The following is a 24,384-nucleotide window of genomic DNA, read 5'->3' as shown; positions in this document are numbered from 1 at the left end:
CGCGCCGCGCACCCACAATCGTGCCAGGCTCCACCGCTCTTGGCGCAGTGGTCAGCCCTACTCCCATGGCTGACCCATTTTCGTGACCTCTTTGAGCGTCTAGTCGCTACTGACTGCCGTGAGCGTCGACGCTGTTGACATTCAACGCGGAGCAATTGACGACCTCGTAGCCGTCCGACCGGCCGATGTCGACCCTGCCGAGCACCTTTCGTTTGCCCGGAACGTCTTCATCCCGCTGACGACTGCCTGCCGGTACACCTGCACCTACTGCACGTACTTCGACCCACCGGGCGAAGCGTCGCTGCTGTCGCCCAGAGAAATCCGAGAAATCGTCCGCGAGGGTGCTGACGCTGGCTGTACGGAGGCACTCTTTACGTTCGGCGACGACCCCGACGACCGCTACACACAGATTTACGACCAACTCGCCGAGTACGGTCACGAGACGATTCACAGCTATCTCGCCGAGGCCTGTGAGATTGCACTGGATGAGGGACTGCTCCCGCACGCGAACCCCGGCGACCAGACCCGCGAACAGATGCAGAACGTTGCGGACCTGAACGCGAGCATGGGCGTGATGCTCGAAACGACCGCCGACGTGGCTGCCCACAGCGGGCCACGGGTGAAAACGCCAGAGCAGCGCGTCGGGACTATCGAGACGGCGGGCGAACTCGGCGTCCCGTTCACGACCGGCATTCTGGTCGGTATCGGCGAGGACTGGCGTGACCGCGCCGAGAGTCTGCTCGTCATCCGCAAACTCCACGAGCAATACGACCACATTCAGGAGGTCATCGTCCAGCCAGTTGTCGAAAACGAGCGCTGGCGCGGCGGTGAACCCGACCTCGAAACGCTCCGCCGAACCGTTGCGATGGCTCGCAGCGCACTCCCGGCGGAGGTGTCGCTGCAGGTCCCGCCGAATCTCGCCCCGGCGGGAGAGGTTGTCGACTGTGGGATTGACGACCTTGGCGGCGTCTCTCCAGTCACCGACGACCACATCAATCCTGCGTACAAGTGGCCAGCACTCGACCATCTCGAAACTATTGCTGAAGAGGCAGGGGTGCCACTGCACGAACGACTCCCGGTCTACGAGCGGTATCTTCCTGCTGACCTTCGTCACGAGTTCGCGGGCGTTCCAGCGAGTGACCCAGTCCACGGCGAGACGTGGCTCTCGGAGCGACTCTACGACGAACTTACTGCCGACACTGCCGCAGGCCACCGGTATCGAGCGGTTATCACCGACAGTTAGGGGAGACCGCCCCGGAGCTGCTCGACATCGTCGCCGTCGTGACCGACGAATAGCTCGGCGTCGTGTCGTCGTTCGAGGTCTTGTAGCCAGTTGAGACTGTCGAGCCAGTGCTGGCGACTCCAGAGCAGTCCCGCGCCGAGGGGCTGTTCGTCGTGGTAGTTTGCTCGCGCGTACGCCTGGTCGCCGGTGAAAATCACTGTCCCGTAGCCATCGAGGTCGATTTTCGTGCCCATCAGTCCGGGTGAGTGTCCCGGCAGGTGGAGAAACTCAACATCCTCGAAGTAACTCGAGCGCTGGCGTGTCACGATTTCCCAGTTGAGGTCGTGGTCGAAGTCGTCTGCAACGTAGGCCATACTCCCTGCGTCGCTTTTGGCGCTGAGATAGGCATACTTGAGTTCTTTCTCGTGGACGAACACCGGAACGTCCGTGCCCGCGAACTGCTGGAGGCTCCCGGCATGGTCGAGATGGAGGTGTGTCTGGAAGACGTAGTCGATATCGTCGAGTCTGTATCCGACATCGTCGAGGGCGGTTTCGAGGTCACGCTCGTCGGCGTCGTAGTGCTCGAAGGCGGCGTACAGCTCTGCCGGCCAGTGGCCGTTGGCTGCCTCGGGATGAGAGCCGGTGTCCCAGAGTATCGTCCCCTCAGGGTGGTCGATAACGAGATTGTAGACCGGCCCCTCGACCATCATCGTCTCGGGGTCGGGGTCTGCGGCTGACCCCATGTTGAACCCCTCCATGAGGTGGTTCACATCTGTCCTGATTGTCCCGCGGTCCACCAACGAAACGGTAGCGTTGACCATGTTCTGCCTTCGCAAGGGCTGCTGTTATACTTTGGTCTCTCCCCCGCCACCCGGTTTTTTGCCACCCCCCGGAGTAGCAGGTAGTATGAGACAAAAACATACGGGGGGTCACGATGCGCGGTGAGCGACTCGATGCGTATCACTTCTACGAAAATACCTACGACGGATACGACGACTTGCTGGCGGACTTCGAGTGGGACGTGCCAGAGCAATTCAACATGGCGTGGTACGTCTGTGACCGCTGGGCCGACGACAAGGGCCGGGTGGCGCTGTTTGCCGAAGAGGCCGACAGCGGACGCGAGACCTACACATTCTGGCAGTTACAGAACGCAACCAACCGCCTCGCAAACTACCTGCGTGAACAGGGTGTCACGCGGGGTGACCGGGTTGGGGTGAATCTCCCACAGCGGGCCGAAACAGTCATCGCTCACGTCGCGTGCTGGAAACTTGGTGCCGTCTCGGTTCCGCTGTCGACACTCTTCGGGCCTGACGCTATCGAATACCGACTCTCGGACTCCGACGCAGTTGCCGCCATCGTCGACGAGTCGAACATCGAGGAGTTCCGCGAGGCACGCGACGGGCTATCGCTGAACGCTGTGCTCACCGTCGGCGATGTCGACTCAGCAACAAACGAGCAGGACTTCTGGGAGACGACCCAGAACTACTCCCGAGACTTCGAGCTGGTCGAAACCGACAGCGAAGACGACGCTATCATCATCTACACGTCGGGAACCACCGGCGACCCGAAAGGCGTCCGCCACGCACACCGGATGTTGCTTGGCCACCTACCGCTGTTTCTCACCACCTTCGGGAACATGGAGATGCACGACGACGACGTGTTCTGGACGCCGGCGGAGTGGGCGTGGGTCGCCTCGCTGTTCGATGTCGTCTTCCCAGGACTGTACTACGGGAAACCGATTGTTGCCTACAACGGCGGCCAGTTCGACCCCGACACTGCCTTCCGAATCATCGAGGAGTACGGCGTCTCGAACTTCTTCGGGCCGCCGACGGCGTTGCGGATGATGATGCAAACCGACCCGAGTTATCGTGTCGACACCCTGCGCACTATCGCGGGCGGCGGCGAATCGCTGGGGCAGGATATCGTCGAGTGGGCCGAAGAGACGTTCGGTGGCGCGGCCGTCCACGAAGGTTACGGCCAGACTGAAGCGAATATGCTCATCGGCGATTGTACCGCTTTGCTGGAGTTCCGTGAAGAGATGATGGGTCGCGCTGGTCCCGGCCACGAGATCGCGATTGTCGACCCAGACACCGCCGAAGCGACTGTCGACGCCGGCGACACTGGCGAGATTGCGGTCCGCTACGAAGATAACCCAGTCTGCTTCAAGGAGTACTGGAACAAACCGGAGAAGACTGCAGGCAAGGTCCAAAACGGCTGGTTGCTCACCGAAGACCTGGGCTGGATGGACGAGGACGGATACGTTGCCTTCGAGAGCAGAAAAGACGACGTGATCATCAGCGCGGGCTACCGCATCGGTCCGGTCGAAATCGAGGAGTCGCTGGCCGACCACGACGCTGTGGCGGACGTAGCCGTGATTGGTGTTCCCGACGACGAGCGCGGCGAAGTGCCCAAAGCCTTCGTCGTAACGCACGTGGCCAACCCAGACGACGAACTTCGGGACACGCTCCGTCAGCACGTCCGGGACCGTCTTGCACAGTACGAGTATCCGCGCGAAATCGAGTTCGCCGAGGACTTACCCAAAACGTCGACTGGGAAGGTTCGGCGGGCGTCACTGCGGGAGCGAGAAGGGCTAACGTGAGGGTGCGTTACTGAATTCTCATCGAGATTGGCTTCACCGGTGCTCGTCGACCCACTCACAGAATGCCTCAAACTCTGTCGCTCCAGCGTCGTCGGCAATATCGTGCAGCGTGCCGATACTGACCGAATCGTGAGCCGGAACGGTCACAATCCGTGGCTCGGTGTCCTCGTGGTCTTCCGGCGGGTCCCACCGTAGAATGAGATGGTCTCCTGTCGTGCGGACGTGCCGAAATCCGCCAACGTTCACCAGCACTTTGTATACGTCTTCGCCAGAGAAATCTCGCGTTACCATCGCTACTGCAGTTCGTCGGGCAGTTCGTCGCTCTGTGTTCGGGCTGTCTCGGGGTCGACGCCGAGGTCACGAATCTCCTCGTCGGTCGGGTTGTGCCCGCCGTCGCCGTCGACCGCCTCGACGACAGAATCGAGATTGTCGAGCGCGGCGGCCCGAGTGTCGCCCTGCGCTGTGATGCCGACACGAAGGTCACGAGCGGTCCATCGTCCATCTGGATTCTTCACTAACCGTATCTCTCTGTCTGGTTCGTCGCCCTCGCTCGGGTCTGCCCGCGCCATACCGTCTCTTGCGTATCAAGTCACAAAACACTTCTGAGAAATTGAGGCGAACCGACCACTTATCGCTCGACCAGCGGCGTTCCGTCTGCGCGCGGGCCGAGTTTCGGTCCGACTGACGAGTCGTCGGGGTCGACGCGGCGACGCTGTCGGTAATCCGTCGAGCGCTCGACTGGAACCCGTCCGATGGCGGTAATCATCTCGACGTACTCCGCGAACGAGCGCGCCTCGCCGAACGAGCCACCGGCGCGTTTCGTAATCTCCTCGGAGAGAATCGTCCCCATGAAGTCGTCTGCGCCACAAGAGAGCATCTTCAGCCCCTGTTCGTCGCCGTATTTCACCCACGACGACTGGATGTGGTCGATATTGTCGAGATAGAGCCGCGAGACGGCAATCATGAGTTCGTCTTCGTCAGTCGTTGCGCCGCCGTCGACCATCCCGCGCTCGGCCAGCGGCGTGTTTGCGTGAACGAACGACAGTGGAACAAACTCGGTGATTGCCTCTGTCCGGTCCTGCAGCGCTCGAATTCGGTCGAGGTGCTCGATACGATGCGCCTCGTTTTCGACGTGGCCGTACATGATTGTCGCCGTCGTATCGAGTCCAACGGTAGCAGCGGCTTCCATCGCCTCGACCCACTCGCCACTGTCGATTTTACCCGGGCAGATCACGTCTCGGACCTCATCGACGAGAATCTCTGCCGCAGTCCCGGGCACGCTGTCGAGTCCGGCCGCCTGCAGTCGCTCGTACACTTCTTCGTAGGCCCACTCGGCCCCGCGCTGGGCGTGATAGGCTTCTTCGGGCGTTATCGAGTGGATGTGCACGTCACCGACGCTCATCGCTTCGATCTGTTCGCAGTAGGTGCCGGGATTAGTCTCGTAACGCTCCGGTGCTTTGTAGTTCAGGTCGCCACGGTCGCTGGCTTCGAGCGTCTCGCGGTGTTCGGCGTCGAGCGCGAACGCTGGGTGCAGACCGCTGACCGATGTCACTTCGTAGATACCCGTCTCTAGCGCCGCTTCGACAATCTCGCGGGACTGTTCTGGTGTCTTGGTAAAGCCCGGATGCTCGTCGTCGTTTTCTGTGAGAAACTGGTCGGAGCGGTCCTTGAAGTTACAGAACAGACAGCCAGTGTTGCAGGCGGTGGTGACGTTGTTGTTGAGGTTGGCAACGAAGGTCACTTCTTCGCCGACAACTTCGGCGCGGCGGCGGTCTGCAGCCTCCAGCACGAGTTCTTTCCGTCGTGGGTCGATCCCCGGCGTGTCCGTTCCTGTCGTCAACAGTTCGACGCCGTCGTCGACTGATAACCGCGTCCCGTCCCGTGCCTTCTCGAGCGCGTTCTCGAACGACTGGTCAGTTTCCGGCCGGTGGTCGAACTCGAAGCGACCACGCGGCACGTTGCTTGGACGGGAAGCGTCTGCCATTGTCTCTAAAGGCACTCTGTAGCGATAAAAGCGGAGTGGTCCGGGTCGGTCTTGCCGCGCTCAGTGACGTCAGCCGTCGGCCTCTTCCAGCGCGAGGTCTGGGCTCGTCCAGATCACGAACTGGTCGTCATCCTCGCGGTCGATGACGCCGTTGATATACTGTTCTTCGACCGGCGGGTCGTTGACCTCGCTGTCAGTGATTGGTGAGACCTGGCGCACGTCGTCGACAACCCAGCCGATGTGGCCCTGGTCCTCGAAGGCTTCGGCGTCGAAAACGACGATCAACTGGTCGGCGTCGGTGGTATCTTTGCCTAGTGTCACCTTCGGGTTGAGGATTGTCGTGATCTGTCCGCGCAGGTCGACTACACCCTGCACGAACTCGGGTGTGTTCGGAACCCGTGTGATCGTCTCCTCTTTGACAATCTCCTCGATATACTCGATGTCGAGACAGTAGTACTCGTCATCCAGCCTGAATTCGAGGACACGCGTCTCTTCTTCCTGGGTCTCGGATTCCTCGGACTCGGCCCCCGGTGCGGCTGGCATCTCCTCCTCGTCTTCGGGTGCGACAGTCTCGACATCTTCTCCGTCTTCAGTCTCATCGAGGGCGTCTTCGAGGGTGTCGGTATCTGGGAGCGGCGCTGTAACGCTCTCCTCGTCCTCGCTCGCTACGTCCTCGACTGTTGTCTCATCGGCTGCGTCGTCTGTCTCTGTCATCTCTGTCTCACCGTCTGGTTCGGACTCTGCAGTCGATTGGTCGTCGTCCGACACGGCGTCTGCACCCTTCACGTCCTCTTCTTGTGCTGTCGACTCCATCTCTTCCAGCTCGTCGTCGACCGACAGCTCGTCGTCGTCGAGTTCTAACTCCTCGTCTACCTCTTCATCGTCTGCTTCGGCCGCGGCGGATTCGACGAGGTCTTCCATCGTCTGTTTCTCGCTGTCTCCATCCGATGCTGTCGACTCATCTTCGGCGTCGGCTGCCTTGTCGTCGGCAGCGTCGGATTCTGGTTGGGCTGCCGGCTCACCGCCATCGGCGTTCTCGTCGTCGCTATCTCCCTCACGGCTCCCTTCGCGCATCTCTCGGATGCGTTTCGCGCGGTCCATCCGTTCATCATCATTACTCATGTTGTCACCTCGGTGTAGCCAAACTGTTTGTCGAACTCTGCTGCGATTTCCAGGAACACTTTCTCCATATCGACAGACTGCTCGTAGGCGAAAATTGACGTGCCCGCAGAGAAGGCCCGCTGCAGGGCAACTCGTTTGCGCACCTCCCAGACCGGGTGGCCCGCGAACACTTCGTTGAGCCAGTCGAGCATCATCAGGTCTTCGTTGGTCTGCTCGACGCGGTTCGCGACCACGCCCACCGTGTTGACCGTCATTCCAACAAGGTCTTCCAGGGCGGCAATCTGGTCAATCAGCAGTTCGATGGCTCGCTCGGAGGTTGCCTCGGTCAGCGCCGGCACCACCACGTTTCCGGTCGCGTAGATACTCGTCTCGGTCAATCGACCGTAGAATGGGGGTGAGTCGACGATGATGTAGTCGTACTCTTTTTCGAGTTCATCGAAAGCTGCCGACAACGATTCGAGTGCGTGGTCTGTCTCGATTCCACTCGGGTCGACGTTGATTGCCAGCGAGGATAGTGCATCGATGCCTGCCGGGTCGTCGAGTTGGGCCAGCAGGTGGGCAATGGTCAACTCCTGTTCGGCGTGGAGCAAGTCGAGATTCGATGGGACGACATCCATCTCCTCGTGCTCGACAATCAGGTCGTTGATGCGGTGTCGCTGCTCGTGGTCAGTGAGCACGTCAAATAGCGAGGGTGGGCCGCGGTCGTAAGCCTCGACCAGTCCCAACCCCTCGGTGGCGTTGCCCTGCGGGTCGCAGTCGACGAACAACACGTCGCGGCCGCGTTCGTTGAGCGCACCCGCGATGTTGATCGCGATTGTCGTCTTGCCAGTCCCGCCTTTCGCGTTCGTCACACAGACCCGACTTGGGCCAGTATCCTCGCCTGTCATCTGCTCGTACTCGGTGCGAAGTGGCCCCCGCTAATAAAAATACGTCTCCCATTATCACGAAGAACAAAGCGGCTACAGTCGAATATCTCCGCGTAGCGGCTGTCAGACGCCTGTCTAACGGGACGCCAACATTTAAGATATAGTAGCAGAAAATTACGAGCAATATGAGCATGAATCCGAGCGACTACGACCTCGACGAACTCCGGAAGATGGCCAGTGAGCGCGAGGAGAACCCGGCCAGCGATAACGGCAGCGGCGAGGACCTCGGACTGGGGTCGGTCCGTGGCGAAAGCGGGTCTACGAGCCCTGATTCGTTCAGAGCAGGACTGTACCGCGAACTACTCCCGCTTGAAGCTGGCGGTGACGCCGAGAAACCGTATCTCGAAGCACTGCCCGAGGACAACAACGGCGAACGACTCATCTTCGAGTGGCTGGAGTTTCTCCTGTTGCACGCCGGCCATCAGGGAACCCGTGAAGCGCTGTCGTACTACGAATCCGTCGGCTGGATTACCGAAAACTGCGAGTCACAGCTGAAAGATTACATGCTCGGACTGGACGAGCAGGCGACCAACGACCCGACTGACCTCGACGTGGACGACCACCTGCTCAGTCTGGTCTACATCGCTAAACTCGCCGCGATGAACTGACCGCGCTCACTCCACCAGCTCGGATTCAATTCCTTCTCGCTCGAGGATTTCTTCGACGTAGTCCGCCTGTAGAGATTGTCCGTCAGTGAGGTCCATCTCCGCGCGCTCTCGGTCGAAGGCGACTTCGCCACGGTGCATAACGGTCACCCGGTCCAGTGACTCTGCGAACTCGCTGATTCGGTGTGTCGAAATGAACACCGAGTTTCCCTCTTCGACGTACCAGTCCAGAAATTCGAGCAACCGGGCCGTCGACACGTCGTCGAGTGCCCCGAGCGGTTCGTCCAGCAGGACAATCTCCGGTCGCTTGATGAACGCGAGCGCGAGGTCGAGTTTCCGACCGAACCCACCCGAAAGCTCACCGGCCCTCCTGTCGAGTGCGCGGTCCAGTCGCAACTCCTCGATGACCCGCCGGTTCCACTCCCAGTCAGTCGCGTCCACGATACCGGCAAAGACCGAGATGTTCTGTCGGACCGTCAAGCTCGGATAGAAGTTCGGTTGCTGGAACCCACAGCCGATGACTGCGTCAGGGATGGTGACGGTCCCGGAAGTGGGCTGTGTCAACCCGAGCACGAGTCGCATCAGCGTCGACTTCCCGGAGCCGTTTGGGCCGAGCAGACAGTGGTACTGGCCGCCGCCAATCTGGAGCGAGAGGTCATCGACGGCCACGACAGAGTCGTACTCTCGTGTCACGCCGTCGAGTTCGATATATCCGGTCATCAGCTCGTCCTCCGGTAGTAGATAATCGAGCCTTCCAGCGCAACGGCGGCGACGACCAGACAGCCAGCCAACGCCGCGAGCCAGTCGGCGAACGTACCGAGTGAACTCCCTTTCAACATCAGACTGCGCGTGATGACCCCAGCGTAGTACGTCGGCAACACCTGGGCGATTGTTGTCCGGAGTGGGGAAAAGAAGCCAAGCGGGAAGGCCAGCGCTGACAGCGCCACGACACCGAGCATCGCCGTGACGTTGACGAACAACCCCACGCCAGAAAACCGCGAGAGTATCATTACCGTTGCGCTCACCATCGAGACCAACAGGAAGGTACCGAGCAAGACGAGAACTGCGCCCGGCGCGAGCGTGGCGACGGCGTAGCCGTAGTATATCGCCGCGGCGTGGAACACGAGGATAGGGACGAGTATCAGCCCGGTAAAGAACAGGAGCTTTGCAGCGACGACAGCCTCCAGTGATGTCTCAACCCGCAAGCGGTCTAACACTGCTGACTCGTTTTTCAGATTGTAGGGGACGTAGCTGAACGCAAAGAAGATGACCAGCGTCAGCAGGAAGGTTGGGTACAGATACTCCGGCAGCGTCTTCTCTTCACCCAGCACTGTTCGCTCGGCGGTCACGTCGGCGTCGAAGAGACTGTCCATCTCTGAGCCGAGGACGTTTTCGAGGATACCCGATGGAGAGAGGAAGGGCACGACAGCGCCGTCGACGATGAGCCGAAACTCTACTTCGGTTGTCGGGTCGTCGAGGTCCGGTGGCACCTCGACGACGGCGTACACTGACTCGCGTTCGAGCATCGCCGTTCCTTCATCGACGCTTTCGACCCGAGTCGGGTCGGTAAATGTCGCAATCGCTCCTTCGACAATATCGAGATGTTCAGAATCCACGGAGTCGTCGGCCGGTGCCACCGCAACAGGAACATCCCGTGGGAGCACATCCTGAAAGACGACGCTCGTCCCGGCGAAAAATCCAGGCAACAACACCAGCAGAAAGACCAACACGAGCGCGTTGCGCAAACTCCAGTGAAACTCCTTTTCGAGCAGTGAGCGCAGCGACATTCACAATCCACTCCGTCGGATGCCGCCACTAGCGCTCATCCGACACGTCGTCGCCGACTCGACCATGGCTGGTATAGCTGTGACCAGCACTATGAAAGTTGCCATGGCTCCGGCGGCAGTAATCCAGAGAGAAACCCTTTTGCGTGAATCGGCAAAGATACACGTATGGACTGGCCACACGACCCTGACGGTGACGAAGGGAGCGAGGGCCGCCGGAAATACGGCCACGCCGTCCTCGCGAAGAAAGTTGACGAGGGCGAAGACTTCCCGTTTACCGCCGGCGAATACGTCGAACAGTACGGCGACCACCCTGTGCGGGTCGACTACGAGCGCGTCGTCAGCGTCGAAGAAATCTTTACCAATATCGACGACGACGAAGAGTTCGCCGACTTCCCCGAGTTCCACAAAGCCGTCGGCACGGCAATGCGCGAGGCCGATTACTGGCCGTACCGCCTCGAACACGCCTGAGTGACGGTTTCGCTCGGACGGTTTTATTCGGTATGTTGGCGCATAACATACTTGTACGACGCTGATGTAGTGTCGCTAATGAGCAGTATAGAGAGACACAACGTTCCGGAGGCCGTACGCACAGAGCTGTTCGCCTCGAAGCGGCGATGTCGCCTCCTTCGCGCGCTGGCTGGCGCTGGCGGAGACGCGTCGGTGAGCGACCTGGTTGAACAAATCTGCGCAGCCGAACCAGACACTACCGACACCACCGACGAGGTTCGGTACGACCTGTACGACCATCACCTTCCGAAACTCGCGGCCACCGGCGTCGTCGAATACGATTCGGCACTCGACAAGCTCAGACTGCTCGATTTTGCGGCTGCCCGGACTGCTGGGGAAACCCTTTCGGAGTGAGCAGCCTGATTCCGCGCTTGCGTGTCAACCCCACACATATATGGAGAGTACCGACAAAAGGCTGTTGGAGATAGCTTTTTGCCCGGATGTGGTAAATACTCACATATGGAGTCGGAGTTAACCGTTCGCGAAATCATGGATCGGGAGTACGTGGGTGTGACCCAATCTGACGACCTGGTCGAGACAGTCGAACTTCTTCTCGCAGAGGACAAGGAGGCGGCAGTCGTCCTCCGCGGGAGCGAGCACGTCGGCGTGGTAACTGAACGCGACATCCTCGCGGCGCTGGCTCAGGGGCCAGACCCGACCGAGGCCACCGTTGGCGAGGTGATGTCAGAGCACGTCCCGACAGTTACACCGGATACGACGATTTCTGCTGCAGCCGACCAGCTGTCGACCCAGCACAACCGACGACTCGTCGTCACGGACGGGGCTGAACCAGAGGGCGTCGTCACCCAGGAGGACTTGCTCGCTGGCCGCAACTACGCCATCGAGCAGGAATCTGAGAAGGCGACCGTAATCCACGCCGAGGGGACCACTGCACCCGCCGATGACAGCTTCGAGAATCAGGGCATCTGCGAGGTCTGTGGCACGCTGACGCGCGGGCTCGCGTCGTTCAACGGTCAACTCCGGTGTCCGGACTGTCGTGAGGTGTGATGGCAGAAATCACCGACGCCGACACCGACGACGCCGACGCACTCGTCGAGATGTGGCTCTCGCTGGCTGACGGCCAGCGAAAGTACGGCTCACACATCCCTCCCGAATCGAACCGCACACCGATCCGGGAATCGATTCTCCGACACATTACGACCAACCGACTGTTGCTCGCCCGTGACGACCAGCTACTGGGGTTTGTCATGTTCAGCCTCGAGCGCGGCGACTTCGAGCAGGACGCGACCCGTGGTATCGTCGAAAATCTCTACGTCCGCCCCGAGTTCCGCGGCGACGGCCTCGGCAGCCAGCTGCTCGCGAGCGCCGAACAACGACTCCACGACCGTGGTGCCGACACGATTGCGCTCAACGTGATGGCTGACAACGAGGACGCTCGCCGATTCTACCGCGACCACGGCTATACACCCCACAGGCTCGAGGTTGAGAAGTCACTGGACCTCGACTGACCGTCGCCGGAAAACGATACTCACTCAAAGGATGACCCACAACGTCTGGGTGTGCCAGGGGAGCTTGGGCGGTTCAAGCACCCGACTTGTAATCGGGAGTTCGTGCGTTCAAATCGCACCCCTGGCTCTTCTCGCCGGTGCTGTCTCATCCGCCAGTGCTGCTGATATCCAGCGTCATTCCGTCGTTAGCGAAGCGCACGTCACCGTCGTAGCTGTCGGCAATCGACTCGAGCATCTCTTCGTGGCGGCCGTCAGTGTGGGGGTAGAGATGGGTGAGATAGACGCGGCCAACTTCTGCGTCGGCGTCAGCAAGTACGCGCCCGAGTTGTGACGGCGTCGGGTGGTTCGACACGTCCACGTCGTCGGGAAACGAGCAGTCGTGAATCAGTACTGCTGCGCCGTCCGCGAACTCGACCAGTTCCTCGAGGGCCTCGCTGTCGCCGCTGAACACGACCGGTGGCCCCGACTCGCGCTCGAAGCGGTAGGCCAGACACTGCATCGAGTGTCGCGTCTCCATCGCGTCGACCTCGAAGCCAGCAATCTCGAACGGCGCGTCCTCGGGGTCGAGGTCTGTAACCTGCAGGTCGAGGCGGTCCTGCATGTACTCGTGGGTGTCGAGCATTCCCTCGATTAGGTCCCCGGTGCCCGGCGGGCCGTAGATTGTCAATGATTCCGCGCCAGCCAGCCAGCGGGCTTTCATCAACGCCGGAATGTCCGAGACGTGGTCGAGATGGTGGTGTGTGAGCAGGAGTGTCTCGGCACCCTCGTAGCCGACCGATGTCCGTGCGAGGCCGTGGAGCGCGCCGCTGCCACAATCGACCAGCAGCGGTTCGCTCCCCTCGAACAGGAGCCCTGTCTGGAATCGCTCGCCGGTGGGCATTGCACTGCCAGTTCCGAGAAAGGTGAGTTCCATAGCTGCAGTTCGTCGCCGGCGGTGAAAACAGTCGGTGGTTGTGACGAGTATTGAGGGTGCACCGCCGTATAAAAAAGACCCGTGGTATTTTTTCAGCGTCCGCCACAGAACGTTTTTATTGGCTATTCACATACACGATGACATGGGGTTACCGAGCCACGACGACCAATCAATTCGAAGCGCCGTGGCTGAGACACTGGCTGACCATCCTGTCGAGGTTGGCTTCCTGTTTGGGTCACAGGCACGTGGTGAAACCCACGAACAGAGCGATGTCGATGTCGCTGTTGCGTTCGAAGACACGAGTTCCGGAGATCTGAGCCACGTCGACGCACGTTTGTCACTCGGTGCCGACCTCGCGCTGACGCTGGGCACTGACGAAATCGACGTTATCGACCTCCGGTCCGCATCGCAATCGCTCGCCAGAGCGGTTTTTCGCGACGGTGAGCGCCTCGCCGGCACCGAGACGGATGCGCGTCGTCTCCGCGACGCAGTACTCGAGCAGGGAAAATCCGACACGCGCTCACCAGCCGAACGGTTCGACGACTCTCTCTCTGCTATTGACGACCACCTCGCATGACGGTTCCGCCGGACGACGTCGAGCGGATTCTCGACGCGGTCGAAACCATCGAAACGAGCCTGTCTGTCCTCGCCGAGAAGCAGTCCCTCTCCCGGGAGACATACCGAAGTGACCGGGACACCCGTGATGTGGTCGAGCGTCGGTTCGTCAAATTAACCGAGGCGACGCTCGATATCGCTACGACTCTCGTCCTCCACGAACAGGGGGTCCCTCCGGAGAGCAATCCTGCTGCCATGGTTGCGTTAGACGAGATGGGCGTGTTCGAACGCGCCGACAGAGCTGAGATGGTTCAAGCGGCCCGTTTTCGAACATTCTCGCGCACACGTACGGTGACGCTATCAACCACGACGACGTCTACGCCGCGTTGCAGGACCTCAGACGGTATCGAGAGTTTCTCCACGACGTGCGCACCTATCTCGACACGACTGGCTCACTGTGAGCCGGGCTCGATTACTCCGCGTCGAACATCCCGGTGGTCATATACCGCTCGCCGGAGTCCCAGTAGACGGTCACCACGAGGGGGTCGTCGTGCTCGTCGCGGAGTCGGCTGGCGACGCCTTTGGCTGCGACGTTCGACGCGCCGGAGGACTGGCCGACGAAGATACCCTCCGAGCGGGCGAGACGGCGACATTCTTCCTCGGCTGTCTCGATGTCAACCGTCTCGACGCCATCCAGCAGCGACTGGTCGAGATTCTCGCTGATGAAGCCCGGCCCCATCCCCTGGAAGTCGTCGTCACCGGGCTCGTCACCGGAGAGGACGGCGTTTTCTGTGGGTTCGACGGCGATAACCTCCATTTCGGGAAACTCCTCGCAGAGGCGCTGTCCGATGCCGGTAATCGTTCCGCCGGTACCGACACCGGCGACCAGGGCGTCAGGTGTCCGACCGTCGAGTTGGTCGATAATTTCCGGTCCGGTCGTCCGGTAGTGGGCGTCGGGATTTGCGCTGTTCTCGAACTGGTACATCTGGACGTATCCATCGCGGTCGGTCAGTTCGTCTGCTCGCTCGCGGGCGTCGCTAATCGAGCCTTCGACGAGTTCGAGGTCGGCACCGTAGGCGCGCATGATCTGGCGACGCTCCTTGGACTGGGAGGCTGGCATCACGAGCACCACGTCGTAGCCTTTGGCTGCGCCGACCATCGCCAACCCAATCCCAGTATTTCCGCTCGTCGGTTCGACGATGGTATCGCCCGGTTGGAGGTCGGCCTCGCGTTCGGCGGTTTCGACCATCGACAGTGCGGGGCGGTCCTTGGCTGAGCCGCCGGGGTTGAACGACTCGATTTTTGCTGCGACTGTCGTTCCGTCGGGACTGTCGACCTCGACCAGTGGTGACCCGATGGTCGACAGAATGCTCTCGTCCATACGCGGGGCTACACACTCGGCCCTTGTAACTCCCGACGCCACCGGCAGGTCGTGCCCGCATCTCCGATGAGTTTGTGTGCGTATTTTCGGAGGTCGAGTTCGTTCATAGTCACTCAGCTACTTCGCTCTATGAAACCAACTCCTCCCCGAGCCAGCACACATACTATAAGTTCTGGGCTACCAAACGATGCGTATGCCTCTGGAGACGCTCGACCCGAATCCTGCGTGGGTCGCCGACGCGTACGCTGAGACCATCGACGTTCTCGAAGCCTACCGCGACGAAATTACGTACAAAATCTGGTGTGGCGACTGGTGTAAAGACTGCCGGGCAACGTTGCCGGATTTCGGCGCCGCACTCGAAGCAGCTGATATTCCCAGTAGCCACATTATCGAGCACCCACTCGACGAGAACAAACAGGGTGAGAGAGTCGAGGAGTACGGTATCGAACACATCCCGACCGTCGTTGCCGAGCGCAACGGCGAGGAAGTGGCTCGCTTCGTTGAGGATGAGGGCCTCCCAATCGCAGTCTATTTCGCCGACCGGTTTCGCGAGGAACTGGGCGACCCGACCGCCTAGAGCATTCGCTGGCCCCACCGCAGGGCGCGAGGCAGTTCGTTTCGCGGCGGTGAACAGGTCTGTGCCCGACAGGCGTACACCGTCGGTTCGTCGTTTTTCTGGCTACGTTCGGCCCAGATTGGCGGTGTCTCCTCGAGTTCGAGCGTCTCCAGCCACGGCGCTAATCCCTCCTCGTCTGCGGGCCGCCAGGCGAGAATCCTACCCGGGAGATACCAGTCTGGGAGTTCTTCACGGTAGTTCTCCGGGATGCCGTCGGCGACCATCGCCAGCTCCAGCGCACCGTCGAGCACCGTATCTGCCGCCAGCGTCAGCGAGGCGTGCTGGAGCGGATTCGACTCGATAGGTCCGCCCTGTCTGTCGATGACCGTTTCTGCAATCTCCGCGAACGCCCGGTCAGGCTGGAAGTGCGAGAGCTGTTCGAGCAACTCCGCAGCGACGCCCATACTCGATGGTGTCGACTGGTCGGTCGGCTCCTGTGGCCGGGCAATCAGCTCTTCGCCGTCCCGTGGCGTGAAATACAGCGTTTCGGCTTCTTCGTCCCAGAACTCCCGCTCGATGGCGCGGGCCAGTTCCAGCGCGAACGCGAGATGCTCGACCTCAGCGGTCGCCTGATAGAGGTCGAAGGCACCCCGTGCGAGGAAGGCGTAATCTTCGAGATAGCCGTCGATTTTGACCACGCCGTCCTTGTACCGCCGTGACAGTTGCTTCTCCTCCTCGTCCCAGAGTTCGCGTTTGAGGAACGCCAGTGCCTCGGCGGCGGGTTCGGCGTGGCTCTCGTCGAGGACGACTGCCGCCTCGGCGAAGGCGGATATCATCAGGCCGTTCCAACTCGCCAGAATTTTCTCGTCACGAGGTGGTCGTGGTCGCTGCTCTCTGGCCGCAGACACTTGCTCGTGGGCCGCCGCCAGCGTTTCCTCTACGTCCTCGACTTCCATATCGTGTCGCGTCGCGAGTGTCTCTGCCGACGCGGTTCGTGTGAGCACAGTCTTGCCCTCGAAGTTGCCGCCCTCCCTGATTCCGTAGTGCTCGCAGAACAGGTCTGCCGCCTGTTCGTCGTCGACAGCGTCCTCGACTTCCGAGGGGGTCCAGAGATAGAACGCACCCTCTTCGCGTTCGCCGTCTTCGCCCTCGCTCTGTGCGTCGAGTGTGCTGAAAAACCCGCCTTCGTCGTGGGTCAACTCATCCTCGACGAAGCCAAGTGTTTCCTCGACAACCTCGGCGTAGCGCTCGTCTTCGGTCACCTGATAGCCTGCGAGATACGCCCGTGGAAGTTCGGCGTTGTCGTACAGCATCTTCTCGAAGTGTGGGACCGTCCAGTCGCGGTCGGTGGCGTAGCGGTGGAAGCCGCCGCCGACATGGTCGTACATCCCGCCGTTTGCCATCGCGTCGAGCGTCTCGGTGATGACATCCAGATAGACATCGCGGTCAGACTCGTCGTAAGCGCGCAGTAAGAGATGCAGTCGGCCAGTCTGGGGGAACTTCGGGCCACTGCCCCAGCCACCGTGTTCGCGGTCGGCCCCGCGAACGGCCGCCTGTGCCGCCGTCGACAATACTGAATCGTCGAGCGTGGTCGTACTCTCCGGCGTCGATTCGAGTTCGTCGACTGCGAGGTCGGACCACTCCTCGGCGCGGGAGTTGATCTCTTCGCGGCCTTCCTCGCTGTTCCAGGCGTCGGCAATCTGCTCCAGAATGTCCAGAAAGCCCGGCGTCCGTCGCTTCTGCTCTTTCGGGAAGTACGTCCCTACCTGGAAGGGTTTCTGGTCGGGCGTCAGCCAGACCGACAGCGGCCAGCCGCCGCGGCCGCTGACGCGCTGGCAGACTGTCTGGTAGATGCTGTCGACATCCGGCCGTTCCTCTCGGTCGACTTTGATCGGGACGAACTCCTCGTTGAGCATCTCCGCGACCTGTTCGTCCTCGAAACTCTCGTCGGCCATCACGTGACACCAGTGGCAGGCGTTGTACCCAACTGAGAGAAAGATGGGCTTGTCCTGCTCTCTGGCGGCGGCGAGTGCTTCCTCGTCCCACGGCTGCCAGTTGACAGGGTTGTCGGCGTGGTCCTGCAGGTACGGGCTCTCTTCCTCGTCGAGCCGGTTTCGACTCGCTGGGGTAGTCATACTCCACAGTTGACTCTCGGGGACCGTAAAGCCGTCCGGTTAGCACGCTCAGACAGACAACCGACGTCAGTAGTGAATACTCTGCCCGCGTGCGCCCTTGATTGCCTCGTGGACTGCCTCCGACAGCGTCGGATGGACGTGAATCGTTGCAGCCACATCTTCGAGCGTCGCGCCGAGTTCGATAGCCAGCGCGAGTTCGGCGACCAGTTCCGAGGCCTCCGGGCCGACAATTCGCGCCCCCAGTATGAACTCTGTCTCGCTGTCTGCGATTACTTTGACAAAGCCCTCGCGTTCGTTCAGCGTCAACGCTCGACCCGACGCCCTGAGTGGGATTTTTCCGACGATGGGGTCGAAGCCTGCCTGCTCCGCCGCTGACTCGTCCATCCCGACACTGCCGATTTCTGGGTCGGTGAACACCGCCGCCGGAATCGCCTGATAATCGAGGGCTGACGGTTCGCCAGCGATGACCTCCGCTGCGACTTCGCCCTCTTTGAACGCTTTGTGTGCCAGCATTGGGTCGCCGGCCACGTCGCCAACAGCGAAGATGTGTTCTTTGTTCGTCCGCGCGCGGTCGTCGGTGTCAATTCGGCCGTCGGCTGTTTCGACGCTTGCCGCGGAGAGATTGAGCGTGTCCGTCACAGGCTCGCGGCCAACGGCGACGAGACACTTCTCGCACTCGAACCTCCCCTCCTCGCCTGCGTTTGTTTCCGTGTGGACTGCCAGCCCGTTTTCGGTCTCCTCCCAGCCTGCGGCCGCGTGGCCGAACTGGAAGTCGATACCCAGCGACGCCGCGCGCTCGCGGACAACCTCGGTCACCTCGTCGCCGTAGGTCGGCAAGATGTCGTCCAGTTGCTCGACAATCGTCACTTCGCAGCCGAGTTTCTGGAACACCGTTGCCAGTTCTATCCCGATGTAGCCGCCGCCGACGATGACCATCTCCTCGGGGACGGATTCGAGTGCAAGCGCGTCCCGCGAGGAGAGAATCTGCTCGCCGTCGAACTCGAAGCCGGGAATCTGGATCGGGCGGCTCCCGGTTGCGACGACTGCGTGCTCGAAGTCGATGGATTCTGCGCCCTGGCCCTCGCCGTCGGCGACGATCCGAGCGCTGTTCTCACCGGAAAACTCCGCCCGCCCCTCGATGAGCGTCGCGCCTGCGCCTTCACAGAGCGACTCGACACCTTTCGTGAGTCGGGTGACCAGCCGATCCTTCCAGCCGACCATCCCCTGCATATCGACCGCCGGGTCGGCGTAAATTCCCATTCGTTCGGCGTCGCCCGCCTTGTGGGCGATGTCCGTTGCAGAAATGAATGCCTTCGAGGGAATGCAGCCGTGATTGAGGCAGGTACCGCCGTAGCTATCCATCTCGACCAGCGTGACGTCGCGGCCGAGCTGTCCGGCGCGGATGGCGGCCACGTAGCCGCCGGGACCGCCGCCGATTACCAGTACATCAGTGCCAGTGGTGACATCTCCTACTACCATGTGTATCAGGATTCGAGCAACAGCAGCGTCGGGTCTTCGAGATATTCGATCACGGTGTTGGCGAACTGCGCCGCCTCGGCACCGTCGATGACGCGGTGGTCAATCGACAGCGACAGCGGCAGCGTCTCGGCAGCAACCACCTCACCGTCCTCGGCAACCGGGCGCTGCTCGATTGCGCCGAGGCCGAGAATTCCCGTCTCGGGGTGGTTGATGATCGGCGTGGCGTACTCGCCGCCGATAGCGCCGAAGTTCGTCACGGTGAACGTGCCGTCCTGCATCTCGTCGGGCGAGATCTCGCGGTTGCGCGCCTTCGTCGCGAGTTCGTTCACCTCCGAGGCGAGTTCGAGGACGCCCTTCTGGTCGACATTCTTCACGACCGGGACCATCAGTCCGGCGTCGGTCGCAACTGCGATACCGATGTTGTAGTACTCCTTGTACCGGACTTCTCCGGCTTCCTCGTCGAGTTCCGTGTTCAGCATTGGGAACTCTTTCAGCCCTGCAACCACCGCTTTCAGCACGAAGGGCATGTACGTCAGGTTGATGCCGCGGTCGTCGGCCCGCTCACGCAACTGCGCGCGTGTTTCGACCAGTTCGTCGACGACTGCCGTATCGTGATGGGTGGCGTGGGGAATCGTCTGTGAGGACTGCTGCATCTGGTTGCCGATGGTCCGGCGAATTCCGCGGTACGGCTCGGTGCGCACCGCGCCCTCGGCCGTCGACTCGACCGCTGATTCGCCTGCCTCGGCTGTCGTCTGCTCGGCTCCGACTGTCTCGGTGGTGCCGTCGCCAGCCTGTGCGCTCGCTTCCTGTGCACTGACGTATCGCTCGATATCCTCCGGCTCGACGAACGCCTCGCCGTCGCGTTCCTTCTCGGTGGGCACCTCGTCGATGTCGACGCCTGCTTCCCGCGCGGCGTGTCTGGTCGCCGGTACCGCGAGCGTGCGGTCGCGGTCTGCGGCCTCCGCCGAGGTCGCCGCACCGTCGTTGCTCCGCCGGCGCGTCGCGGATTTGCGCTCGCCCTCTTCTCTGCGCGATACGGCGGATTTTCGCTCACTACTTTTGGACTCTTCGTCCGGTTCTTCGGCCGCCTCGGCGGCCGCCCGCACATCACCCTCGGTGACCCGGCCGCTTGGCCCGCTGCCTTCGACGGCAGCAATTTCGACGCCGAGTTCGCGTGCGAGTCTGCGGACGTTCGGTGGCGCGAAGACTCGGCCCTCTGCGACGGGCGCTTCGCCGTCAGTCGTCGCGTCGGCGGTGGCTGTGCGTTCTGCAGTGCCAGCCTCCTCGGCCGGTTCTTGTTCCGGTTCCGCCTCGACATCGCCGGCCTCGGCCTCCTCGTCGGTGTCGATTGTAACGACGACACTTCCGACGGGAACGACATCGCCGGCCTGGGCGTGCAGTTCTCGAATTGTCCCGGCAACGGGAGAGGGCAGGTCGACGACTGCTTTGTCCGTCTCGATTTCTGCGAGCACCTCGTCTTCGGCCACGTGGTCGCCGACATCGACGTGCCAGGCGACAATTTCGCCCTCGGCAACGCCTTCGCCGACGTCGGGCAGTTCGTACTCGAACGGCATGGGTCAGAACTCCACCGTCTCCCGGATACCGTCTTTGATCCGCGCCGGCTCTGGCATGTAGTAATCCTCGACCGAGTACAGTGGGAAGGGCACGTCGAAGCCAGTCACGCGGGTGATCGGTGCCTCTTGGTACAGCAGGACATCCTCCTGAATCGTGGCGGCAATTTCCCCAGCTAGCCCGCCGGTTTTCGGCGCTTCGTGGACGACGACTCCTCGGCCCGTTTTCTTGAACGACTCCTTGATTGCTTCCTCGTCGAGTGGTGAGAGCGTCCGGAGGTCGATTACCTCACAGTCGATACCCTCTTCGGCGAGGTCTTCGGCTGCCTCCATTGTCGGGCGAGTCATCGCACCCCACGTGTAGACCGACACGTCGCTTCCCTCGCGCCGAACTGCGGCCTCGCCGAGTTCGACGGTGTAACTCTCTTCGGGCACGTCGCCACGGAACGCCCGGTAGATGAGCTTCGGTTCGAGGAAAATCACCGGGTCGGGGTCGCGAATCGCCGCGGTCAGCAGCCCTTTGGTGTCGTACGGCGTCGAGGGAACGACCACCTTCAGTCCGGGCTGGTGGGCGAAAAACGCCTCCGTCGACTCGGAGTGGTGTTCCGGGGCGCGAATGCCGCCGCCGTAGGGCGCTCGGATGACCATTGGACAGGACAGCCGTCCGTTCGAGCGAGTTCGCAGGCGGGCGGCGTGACTGACAATCTGGTCGAACGCGGGGTAGATGAATCCCAGGAACTGAATCTCTGGGACCGGGCGCATTCCGTAGGCAGCCATCCCGACAGCGGTGCCGACGATACCTGACTCCGCCAGTGGTGTGTCGACCACCCGCTCGGGGAACTCCTCCATCAGTCCCTGTGTGGCCCTGAAGACCCCGCCGTTCTCGCCGACATCTTCTCCCATGACGATGACGTCGTCGTCCTGTTCCATCTCTACGTACAATCCGTCTCGTACTGCCTGCACGAGTGTCAGGCTCTGTGTTTGAACTTGTTGGCTCATTCCTGTAGTGCCTCCTCTCCGTGGCGACTGCGAAGTCGGTTGAGATATGCGAGTTGCTCTTCGAGTCGCTCTGGCATATTTGCGTAGACGTTTTTGAACATCGTTTCTGGGTCGGGACGGGGCGCTTGTTCTGCCTGGTCGATTGCGTCTGCAACCGTGGCTTCGATTTCACTCTCGATGGTGGTGATTCGCTCGTCGTCGAGTATTCCCTGGTCGCGCAGGAACGCTTCCAACCGTGGGATTGGGTCGCGTTTGCGCCACTTTTCGACCTCTGCTTCGTCGCGGTAGACGGAGGGGTCGTCTGCCGTCGTGTGCGCACCGAAGCGATACTGAACGGCCTCGATCATCGTCGGGCGCGCCGCCCGGCCAATCTCCTCGTCGGCCCCACCGGGCTCTTTGGCCTTTTCGAGCGCTTCTTTGGTCACCTGATAGACCGCAAGCGGGTCCATCCCATCGACCTGCACCCCCTCGAAGCCGTAAGCATGGGCCTTCTGTGCGAGTGTCGCGCTGGCTGACTGTTTCTCTCGCGGGACTGAAATCGCCCACTGGTTGTTGTTACAGAAGAAGACGGCGGGCACGTCGAAGACGCCGGCGAAGTTCATTCCTTCGTGGAAATCACCCTCCGAGGTCGCGCCGTCCCCGAAGTAACAGAGGAAGGCCCGGTCTTCGTCCTGCAGTTTCGAGGCCCACGCTGCGCCGGTCGCGTGCGGGAGTTGTGTCGCGATGGGCACTGCCTCCGTGAACATGTTCACGTCCGACGGTGGGGCCTTGTACTCCTCACTGCCCATCCAGTACAGGAGAATCTCCGACAGCGGCCACCCGCGGACGTAGCCGACGGCGTGCTCGCGATAGCTGGGAAAAACCCAGTCCTCGTCGCTGAGTGCGAGTGCGCTGCCGACCTGTGCGGCCTCCTGGCCCGACATCGGCGGATACGTTCCCATCCGCCCCTGTCGCTGGAGGCTGACCGCTCGCTTGTCGAAGTGTCGTCCCAGTTTCATCGTCCGGTACATCTCGACCAGCGTCGATTCGTCGATATCTGGCACCGTTTCCCCCTCCACGACGGTGCCGTCCGTGTCGAGTATTTGTACGCGGTCGCTTGGATCGCGCTGTAAGACGCTCACGAAAAAGTCCACCTCACTGCGAGTAGCATATCTGACTCTTCAAAGCCCTGTGGCTTATTGTTTTGGTGGGCACGAGTGAAACTGTACAACCGAAAACCAGCTAGACACGCCGTGTGAGATGGTCTCGTACCACGTGCTGGCAATCCAAACAGAGTTCTTCGAGTCGACCTGCCGTCACAAGCACGGGGTATTCGACTGGGAAGTCCTCGTACAGTTGTGAGACGATGTGGTCGTTGCGGACGCCAGTCTCGACAGCGTCGCTCGTCGTCCCGTCAAGAAACGCCTGGCGGTCGGCGGCGAGTCGCTGACACGTCTCACGGTGGGCTGCCAACCGTTCGTGTCTGCGTGCCAGCGCGTCGAATCCCAGTTCGGACAGCGGTGTCTCGTCTGCCTCGACCAGCCAGCTGGTCACCTCCTCGACAGTCGCGGCGGCCTCGGCGAGTCGCTCTGCTTCGCTGTCCAGCGCCTGATACATCACCTCGAGTTCGGTCTGTCGGCGCTGTGCCTCGGAGACGATTGCCCGCTTCAACTCCGGCGAGAGCGGCGTCGCCGTCTCGGGAGAGAGCGCGGTCGCGACGGAGTCGGTCAACTCGACGCGAATCGTTTCGAGCAAAGGCTCGCCTCCGTCCTCGGGTGCGCTGTGCGGTTGCACCGTCTCTGCGAAGGCATTCCGGATTTTCCCACAGGAACCGGACGGACCGCCGTTCGTTCCGCCTGTCGCTGTCAGAGTCATTCCCTGTGCCGCTCCAGCCGTCGCCGCCGTGGAAGTCGATTCCGGTCCAATGCCGGCCACGCGGTCGATGAACGTCTGCATCGACGCTTCCTTCGCGGCGAGTGCTTCTCGCTCGGCAGTGGCGCGTTCTCGTGCGTCGTCGATATGTGTCTCAATCATGGCGCTGTCTGAACTGCTGAAGCTCGGCGGGTGCGGACTGTTCGTCACGGTGGGTTCGGTGTCGGTGATTGCCCGCCTGAACGACGACAATCTCGTGGACTGCCAGGGCGGGGTCGTACTCGCGCAGGCTCTGCCTGTATTGTTCGACGGCACGGGCGGCCACCCGGGCAGTCGCTCTGGACTCGAAGCACAGTCCTGTCGCCGGAACTGGCTCGTCGCCGTGGCGCGCACAAACGAGGCGGTACTCACCCCCATCCTGTGCAAGCGCTTCGATTGCGTTCCGGAGGTTCTCGAGTGAGGCGGTCATGCTTACCGTCGCACCTGCATCGGCTCTGCCGCGCGAATGAACGGCTCACTGTCGGGCGCGTCTGCGAGTGCCAGCCCCGCACAGTCACAGACGGTCGACGTGGGTAGCTCTGGGATGTCGTACGCCGAGGGCTCCTGAACGGCGGCAATTGCCCACCGCCGTGCGCGCATCTCGGCACCGTCCCTGGTCGTCTCGTCTCCCTCTGCCTGTCCAGACACGCGTTCGACTTCGCTCATATTCTTTAGGCTTGCCTA

27 protein-coding genes, 1 tRNA gene and 1 pseudogene are annotated in these 24,384 nt (G+C 61.5%); 11 read left to right on the top strand and 18 right to left on the bottom strand.

Going from position 1 to position 24,384, the window contains the following annotated elements; genetic code table 11:
- Window positions 1–118 precede the first annotated feature (118 nt).
- A complete protein-coding gene (cofG, locus tag ACMGFM_RS08135; protein WP_436901957.1) occupies window positions 119–1,243 on the top strand; it encodes a 7,8-didemethyl-8-hydroxy-5-deazariboflavin synthase subunit CofG in 1,125 nt (374 codons plus the stop codon).
- Here cofG and ACMGFM_RS08130 read toward each other — a convergent pair.
- The gene (locus tag ACMGFM_RS08130) at window positions 1,240–2,043 is read right to left on the bottom strand and encodes an N-acyl homoserine lactonase family protein (RefSeq protein WP_436901956.1); all 804 of its coding nucleotides are present in this window, start codon (window positions 2,041–2,043) and stop codon (window positions 1,240–1,242) included. The two genes, cofG and ACMGFM_RS08130, sit on opposite strands and share 4 nt — an antisense overlap.
- A 113-nt stretch (window positions 2,044–2,156) precedes the next feature.
- Here ACMGFM_RS08130 and ACMGFM_RS08125 point away from each other — a divergent pair, with 113 nt between their 5' ends.
- Window positions 2,157–3,821 (top strand): acetate--CoA ligase, encoded by a 1,665-nt coding sequence (locus ACMGFM_RS08125; RefSeq protein ID WP_436901955.1) that lies wholly within the window; start codon window positions 2,157–2,159, stop codon window positions 3,819–3,821.
- A 33-nt stretch (window positions 3,822–3,854) separates the two neighbouring features.
- Here ACMGFM_RS08125 and ACMGFM_RS08120 read toward each other — a convergent pair whose 3' ends face one another.
- From ACMGFM_RS08120 to ACMGFM_RS08100, 5 genes are all read right to left on the bottom strand, one after another.
- Window positions 3,855–4,112 carry a type II toxin-antitoxin system HicA family toxin gene (locus tag ACMGFM_RS08120; protein ID WP_436901954.1) on the bottom strand — a complete coding sequence of 86 codons (258 nt, stop codon included), beginning with the start codon at window positions 4,110–4,112 and terminating at the stop codon, window positions 3,855–3,857.
- 2 nt (window positions 4,113–4,114) lie between these two features.
- Window positions 4,115–4,390 carry a type II toxin-antitoxin system HicB family antitoxin gene (locus tag ACMGFM_RS08115; RefSeq protein ID WP_436901953.1) on the bottom strand — a complete coding sequence of 92 codons (276 nt, stop codon included), beginning with the start codon at window positions 4,388–4,390 and terminating at the stop codon, window positions 4,115–4,117.
- 59 nt (window positions 4,391–4,449) lie between these two features.
- Entirely contained in the window at window positions 4,450–5,805 is a 1,356-nt protein-coding gene (gene cofH, locus ACMGFM_RS08110) for a 7,8-didemethyl-8-hydroxy-5-deazariboflavin synthase subunit CofH (RefSeq protein ID WP_436901952.1), read from the bottom strand.
- 69 nt (window positions 5,806–5,874) lie between these two features.
- Window positions 5,875–6,927, bottom strand: a complete 1,053-nt coding sequence (locus ACMGFM_RS08105) for a chemotaxis protein CheW (protein WP_436901951.1) — start codon at window positions 6,925–6,927, stop codon at window positions 5,875–5,877.
- Window positions 6,924–7,814, bottom strand: coding sequence for a ParA family protein (locus ACMGFM_RS08100; protein ID WP_436901950.1), 891 nt, complete (start codon window positions 7,812–7,814; stop codon window positions 6,924–6,926). The genes ACMGFM_RS08105 and ACMGFM_RS08100 overlap by 4 nt, the downstream gene beginning before the upstream one ends.
- A 164-nt stretch (window positions 7,815–7,978) precedes the next feature.
- On the opposite strand from ACMGFM_RS08100, the gene ACMGFM_RS08095 reads away from it, so the two are divergent.
- Window positions 7,979–8,461, top strand: a complete 483-nt coding sequence (locus ACMGFM_RS08095; protein WP_436901949.1) for a FlaD/FlaE family flagellar protein — start codon at window positions 7,979–7,981, stop codon at window positions 8,459–8,461.
- Window positions 8,462–8,467: 6 nt separating this feature from the next.
- Here ACMGFM_RS08095 and ACMGFM_RS08090 read toward each other — a convergent pair whose 3' ends face one another.
- Complete coding sequence (locus ACMGFM_RS08090; protein WP_436901948.1) at window positions 8,468–9,178, bottom strand: ABC transporter ATP-binding protein; 711 nt, start codon at window positions 9,176–9,178, stop codon at window positions 8,468–8,470.
- Window positions 9,178–10,245, bottom strand: coding sequence for an ABC transporter permease (locus tag ACMGFM_RS08085; RefSeq protein WP_436901947.1), 1,068 nt, complete (start codon window positions 10,243–10,245; stop codon window positions 9,178–9,180). The genes ACMGFM_RS08090 and ACMGFM_RS08085 overlap by 1 nt, the downstream gene beginning before the upstream one ends.
- Before the next feature lie 165 nt (window positions 10,246–10,410).
- Here ACMGFM_RS08085 and ACMGFM_RS08080 point away from each other — a divergent pair, with 165 nt between their 5' ends.
- The 5 genes from ACMGFM_RS08080 to ACMGFM_RS08060 all read left to right on the top strand — a co-directional run bounded on the left by ACMGFM_RS08080 (window position 10,411) and on the right by ACMGFM_RS08060 (window position 12,348).
- Window positions 10,411–10,713: a DUF5785 family protein gene (locus ACMGFM_RS08080; protein ID WP_436901946.1), complete on the top strand. Its 303-nt coding sequence runs from the start codon at window positions 10,411–10,413 to the stop codon at window positions 10,711–10,713.
- 78 nt (window positions 10,714–10,791) lie between these two features.
- On the top strand, window positions 10,792–11,106 hold the full coding sequence (locus tag ACMGFM_RS08075) for a DUF7344 domain-containing protein (RefSeq protein ID WP_436901945.1): 315 nt from the start codon (window positions 10,792–10,794) through the stop codon (window positions 11,104–11,106).
- Between the two features lie 105 nt (window positions 11,107–11,211).
- Window positions 11,212–11,760 carry a CBS domain-containing protein gene (locus ACMGFM_RS08070; RefSeq protein WP_436901944.1) on the top strand — a complete coding sequence of 183 codons (549 nt, stop codon included), beginning with the start codon at window positions 11,212–11,214 and terminating at the stop codon, window positions 11,758–11,760.
- Window positions 11,760–12,221: a GNAT family N-acetyltransferase gene (locus tag ACMGFM_RS08065; protein WP_436901943.1), complete on the top strand. Its 462-nt coding sequence runs from the start codon at window positions 11,760–11,762 to the stop codon at window positions 12,219–12,221. Before ACMGFM_RS08070 ends, ACMGFM_RS08065 begins: the two co-directional genes overlap by 1 nt.
- A 53-nt stretch (window positions 12,222–12,274) precedes the next feature.
- Window positions 12,275–12,348 (top strand) — tRNA-Thr (locus tag ACMGFM_RS08060).
- Between the two features lie 18 nt (window positions 12,349–12,366).
- Here ACMGFM_RS08060 and ACMGFM_RS08055 read toward each other — a convergent pair.
- Window positions 12,367–13,134, bottom strand: a complete 768-nt coding sequence (locus ACMGFM_RS08055) for an MBL fold metallo-hydrolase (RefSeq protein WP_436901942.1) — start codon at window positions 13,132–13,134, stop codon at window positions 12,367–12,369.
- Between the two features lie 142 nt (window positions 13,135–13,276).
- Here ACMGFM_RS08055 and mntA point away from each other — a divergent pair, with 142 nt between their 5' ends.
- Both mntA and ACMGFM_RS08045 read left to right on the top strand, forming a co-directional pair.
- Window positions 13,277–13,711, top strand: coding sequence for a type VII toxin-antitoxin system MntA family adenylyltransferase antitoxin (gene mntA / locus ACMGFM_RS08050; RefSeq protein WP_436901941.1), 435 nt, complete (start codon window positions 13,277–13,279; stop codon window positions 13,709–13,711).
- A pseudogene (locus tag ACMGFM_RS08045) lies at window positions 13,708–13,959 on the top strand (HepT-like ribonuclease domain-containing protein); the annotation flags it as partial. The gene mntA and the pseudogene ACMGFM_RS08045, both read left to right, overlap by 4 nt.
- A gap of 202 nt (window positions 13,960–14,161) precedes the next feature.
- Here the strand turns inward: ACMGFM_RS08045 and ACMGFM_RS08040 are convergent.
- Entirely contained in the window at window positions 14,162–15,070 is a 909-nt protein-coding gene (locus ACMGFM_RS08040) for a PLP-dependent cysteine synthase family protein (RefSeq protein ID WP_436901940.1), read from the bottom strand.
- Between the two features lie 187 nt (window positions 15,071–15,257).
- On the opposite strand from ACMGFM_RS08040, the gene ACMGFM_RS08035 reads away from it, so the two are divergent.
- The gene (locus ACMGFM_RS08035) at window positions 15,258–15,647 is read left to right on the top strand and encodes a YbbN family protein (RefSeq protein WP_436901939.1); all 390 of its coding nucleotides are present in this window, start codon (window positions 15,258–15,260) and stop codon (window positions 15,645–15,647) included.
- On the opposite strand, the gene ACMGFM_RS08030 is transcribed toward ACMGFM_RS08035, so the two are convergent.
- The 8 genes from ACMGFM_RS08030 to ACMGFM_RS07995 all read right to left on the bottom strand — a co-directional run bounded on the left by ACMGFM_RS08030 (window position 15,644) and on the right by ACMGFM_RS07995 (window position 24,366).
- Complete coding sequence (locus tag ACMGFM_RS08030) at window positions 15,644–17,761, bottom strand: thioredoxin domain-containing protein (RefSeq protein ID WP_436901938.1); 2,118 nt, start codon at window positions 17,759–17,761, stop codon at window positions 15,644–15,646. The genes ACMGFM_RS08035 and ACMGFM_RS08030 overlap by 4 nt on opposite strands.
- 66 nt (window positions 17,762–17,827) lie before the next feature.
- Window positions 17,828–19,240 carry a dihydrolipoyl dehydrogenase gene (gene lpdA, locus ACMGFM_RS08025; RefSeq protein WP_436901937.1) on the bottom strand — a complete coding sequence of 471 codons (1,413 nt, stop codon included), beginning with the start codon at window positions 19,238–19,240 and terminating at the stop codon, window positions 17,828–17,830.
- 5 nt (window positions 19,241–19,245) lie between these two features.
- A complete protein-coding gene (locus ACMGFM_RS08020) occupies window positions 19,246–20,814 on the bottom strand; it encodes a dihydrolipoamide acetyltransferase family protein (protein WP_436901936.1) in 1,569 nt (522 codons plus the stop codon).
- 3 nt (window positions 20,815–20,817) lie between these two features.
- Window positions 20,818–21,810, bottom strand: a complete 993-nt coding sequence (locus tag ACMGFM_RS08015) for an alpha-ketoacid dehydrogenase subunit beta (protein ID WP_436901935.1) — start codon at window positions 21,808–21,810, stop codon at window positions 20,818–20,820.
- Window positions 21,807–22,931: a pyruvate dehydrogenase (acetyl-transferring) E1 component subunit alpha gene (pdhA, locus tag ACMGFM_RS08010; protein ID WP_436901934.1), complete on the bottom strand. Its 1,125-nt coding sequence runs from the start codon at window positions 22,929–22,931 to the stop codon at window positions 21,807–21,809. Before pdhA ends, ACMGFM_RS08015 begins: the two co-directional genes overlap by 4 nt.
- Window positions 22,932–23,031: 100 nt before the next feature.
- Window positions 23,032–23,823: a DUF7260 family protein gene (locus ACMGFM_RS08005; protein ID WP_436901933.1), complete on the bottom strand. Its 792-nt coding sequence runs from the start codon at window positions 23,821–23,823 to the stop codon at window positions 23,032–23,034.
- A complete protein-coding gene (locus tag ACMGFM_RS08000) occupies window positions 23,816–24,130 on the bottom strand; it encodes a DUF7552 domain-containing protein (RefSeq protein WP_436901932.1) in 315 nt (104 codons plus the stop codon). Before ACMGFM_RS08000 ends, ACMGFM_RS08005 begins: the two co-directional genes overlap by 8 nt.
- 2 nt (window positions 24,131–24,132) lie before the next feature.
- Window positions 24,133–24,366 carry a hypothetical protein gene (locus ACMGFM_RS07995; RefSeq protein WP_436901931.1) on the bottom strand — a complete coding sequence of 78 codons (234 nt, stop codon included), beginning with the start codon at window positions 24,364–24,366 and terminating at the stop codon, window positions 24,133–24,135.
- Window positions 24,367–24,384: the final 18 nt, after the last annotated feature.

Source organism: Halovenus halobia, from assembly GCF_051414135.1.
Classification (GTDB): domain Archaea; phylum Halobacteriota; class Halobacteria; order Halobacteriales; family Haloarculaceae; genus Halovenus; species Halovenus halobia.
This window is presented reverse-complemented; position numbering and strand designations above follow the sequence as displayed.

What these genes read in the sequence shown, in the direction of transcription:
- ACMGFM_RS08130 (WP_436901956.1), bottom strand. Translation starts at nt 2,043, where the DNA reads ATGGTCAACGCTACCGTTTCGTTGGTGGACCGCGGGACAATCAGGACA.
- ACMGFM_RS08125 (WP_436901955.1), top strand. Translation starts at nt 2,157, where the DNA reads ATGCGCGGTGAGCGACTCGATGCGTATCACTTCTACGAAAATACCTAC.
- ACMGFM_RS08120 (WP_436901954.1), bottom strand. Translation starts at nt 4,112, where the DNA reads ATGGTAACGCGAGATTTCTCTGGCGAAGACGTATACAAAGTGCTGGTG.
- ACMGFM_RS08115 (WP_436901953.1), bottom strand. Translation starts at nt 4,390, where the DNA reads ATGGCGCGGGCAGACCCGAGCGAGGGCGACGAACCAGACAGAGAGATA.
- cofH (WP_436901952.1), bottom strand. Translation starts at nt 5,805, where the DNA reads ATGGCAGACGCTTCCCGTCCAAGCAACGTGCCGCGTGGTCGCTTCGAG.
- ACMGFM_RS08105 (WP_436901951.1), bottom strand. Translation starts at nt 6,927, where the DNA reads ATGAGTAATGATGATGAACGGATGGACCGCGCGAAACGCATCCGAGAG.
- ACMGFM_RS08100 (WP_436901950.1), bottom strand. Translation starts at nt 7,814, where the DNA reads ATGACAGGCGAGGATACTGGCCCAAGTCGGGTCTGTGTGACGAACGCG.
- ACMGFM_RS08095 (WP_436901949.1), top strand. Translation starts at nt 7,979, where the DNA reads ATGAGCATGAATCCGAGCGACTACGACCTCGACGAACTCCGGAAGATG.
- ACMGFM_RS08090 (WP_436901948.1), bottom strand. Translation starts at nt 9,178, where the DNA reads ATGACCGGATATATCGAACTCGACGGCGTGACACGAGAGTACGACTCT.
- ACMGFM_RS08085 (WP_436901947.1), bottom strand. Translation starts at nt 10,245, where the DNA reads ATGTCGCTGCGCTCACTGCTCGAAAAGGAGTTTCACTGGAGTTTGCGC.
- ACMGFM_RS08080 (WP_436901946.1), top strand. Translation starts at nt 10,411, where the DNA reads ATGGACTGGCCACACGACCCTGACGGTGACGAAGGGAGCGAGGGCCGC.
- ACMGFM_RS08075 (WP_436901945.1), top strand. Translation starts at nt 10,792, where the DNA reads ATGAGCAGTATAGAGAGACACAACGTTCCGGAGGCCGTACGCACAGAG.
- ACMGFM_RS08070 (WP_436901944.1), top strand. Translation starts at nt 11,212, where the DNA reads ATGGAGTCGGAGTTAACCGTTCGCGAAATCATGGATCGGGAGTACGTG.
- ACMGFM_RS08065 (WP_436901943.1), top strand. Translation starts at nt 11,760, where the DNA reads ATGGCAGAAATCACCGACGCCGACACCGACGACGCCGACGCACTCGTC.
- ACMGFM_RS08055 (WP_436901942.1), bottom strand. Translation starts at nt 13,134, where the DNA reads ATGGAACTCACCTTTCTCGGAACTGGCAGTGCAATGCCCACCGGCGAG.
- mntA (WP_436901941.1), top strand. Translation starts at nt 13,277, where the DNA reads ATGGGGTTACCGAGCCACGACGACCAATCAATTCGAAGCGCCGTGGCT.
- ACMGFM_RS08040 (WP_436901940.1), bottom strand. Translation starts at nt 15,070, where the DNA reads ATGGACGAGAGCATTCTGTCGACCATCGGGTCACCACTGGTCGAGGTC.
- ACMGFM_RS08035 (WP_436901939.1), top strand. Translation starts at nt 15,258, where the DNA reads ATGCGTATGCCTCTGGAGACGCTCGACCCGAATCCTGCGTGGGTCGCC.
- ACMGFM_RS08030 (WP_436901938.1), bottom strand. Translation starts at nt 17,761, where the DNA reads ATGACTACCCCAGCGAGTCGAAACCGGCTCGACGAGGAAGAGAGCCCG.
- lpdA (WP_436901937.1), bottom strand. Translation starts at nt 19,240, where the DNA reads ATGGTAGTAGGAGATGTCACCACTGGCACTGATGTACTGGTAATCGGC.
- ACMGFM_RS08020 (WP_436901936.1), bottom strand. Translation starts at nt 20,814, where the DNA reads ATGCCGTTCGAGTACGAACTGCCCGACGTCGGCGAAGGCGTTGCCGAG.
- ACMGFM_RS08015 (WP_436901935.1), bottom strand. Translation starts at nt 21,810, where the DNA reads ATGAGCCAACAAGTTCAAACACAGAGCCTGACACTCGTGCAGGCAGTA.
- ACMGFM_RS08005 (WP_436901933.1), bottom strand. Translation starts at nt 23,823, where the DNA reads ATGATTGAGACACATATCGACGACGCACGAGAACGCGCCACTGCCGAG.
- ACMGFM_RS08000 (WP_436901932.1), bottom strand. Translation starts at nt 24,130, where the DNA reads ATGACCGCCTCACTCGAGAACCTCCGGAACGCAATCGAAGCGCTTGCA.
- ACMGFM_RS07995 (WP_436901931.1), bottom strand. Translation starts at nt 24,366, where the DNA reads ATGAGCGAAGTCGAACGCGTGTCTGGACAGGCAGAGGGAGACGAGACG.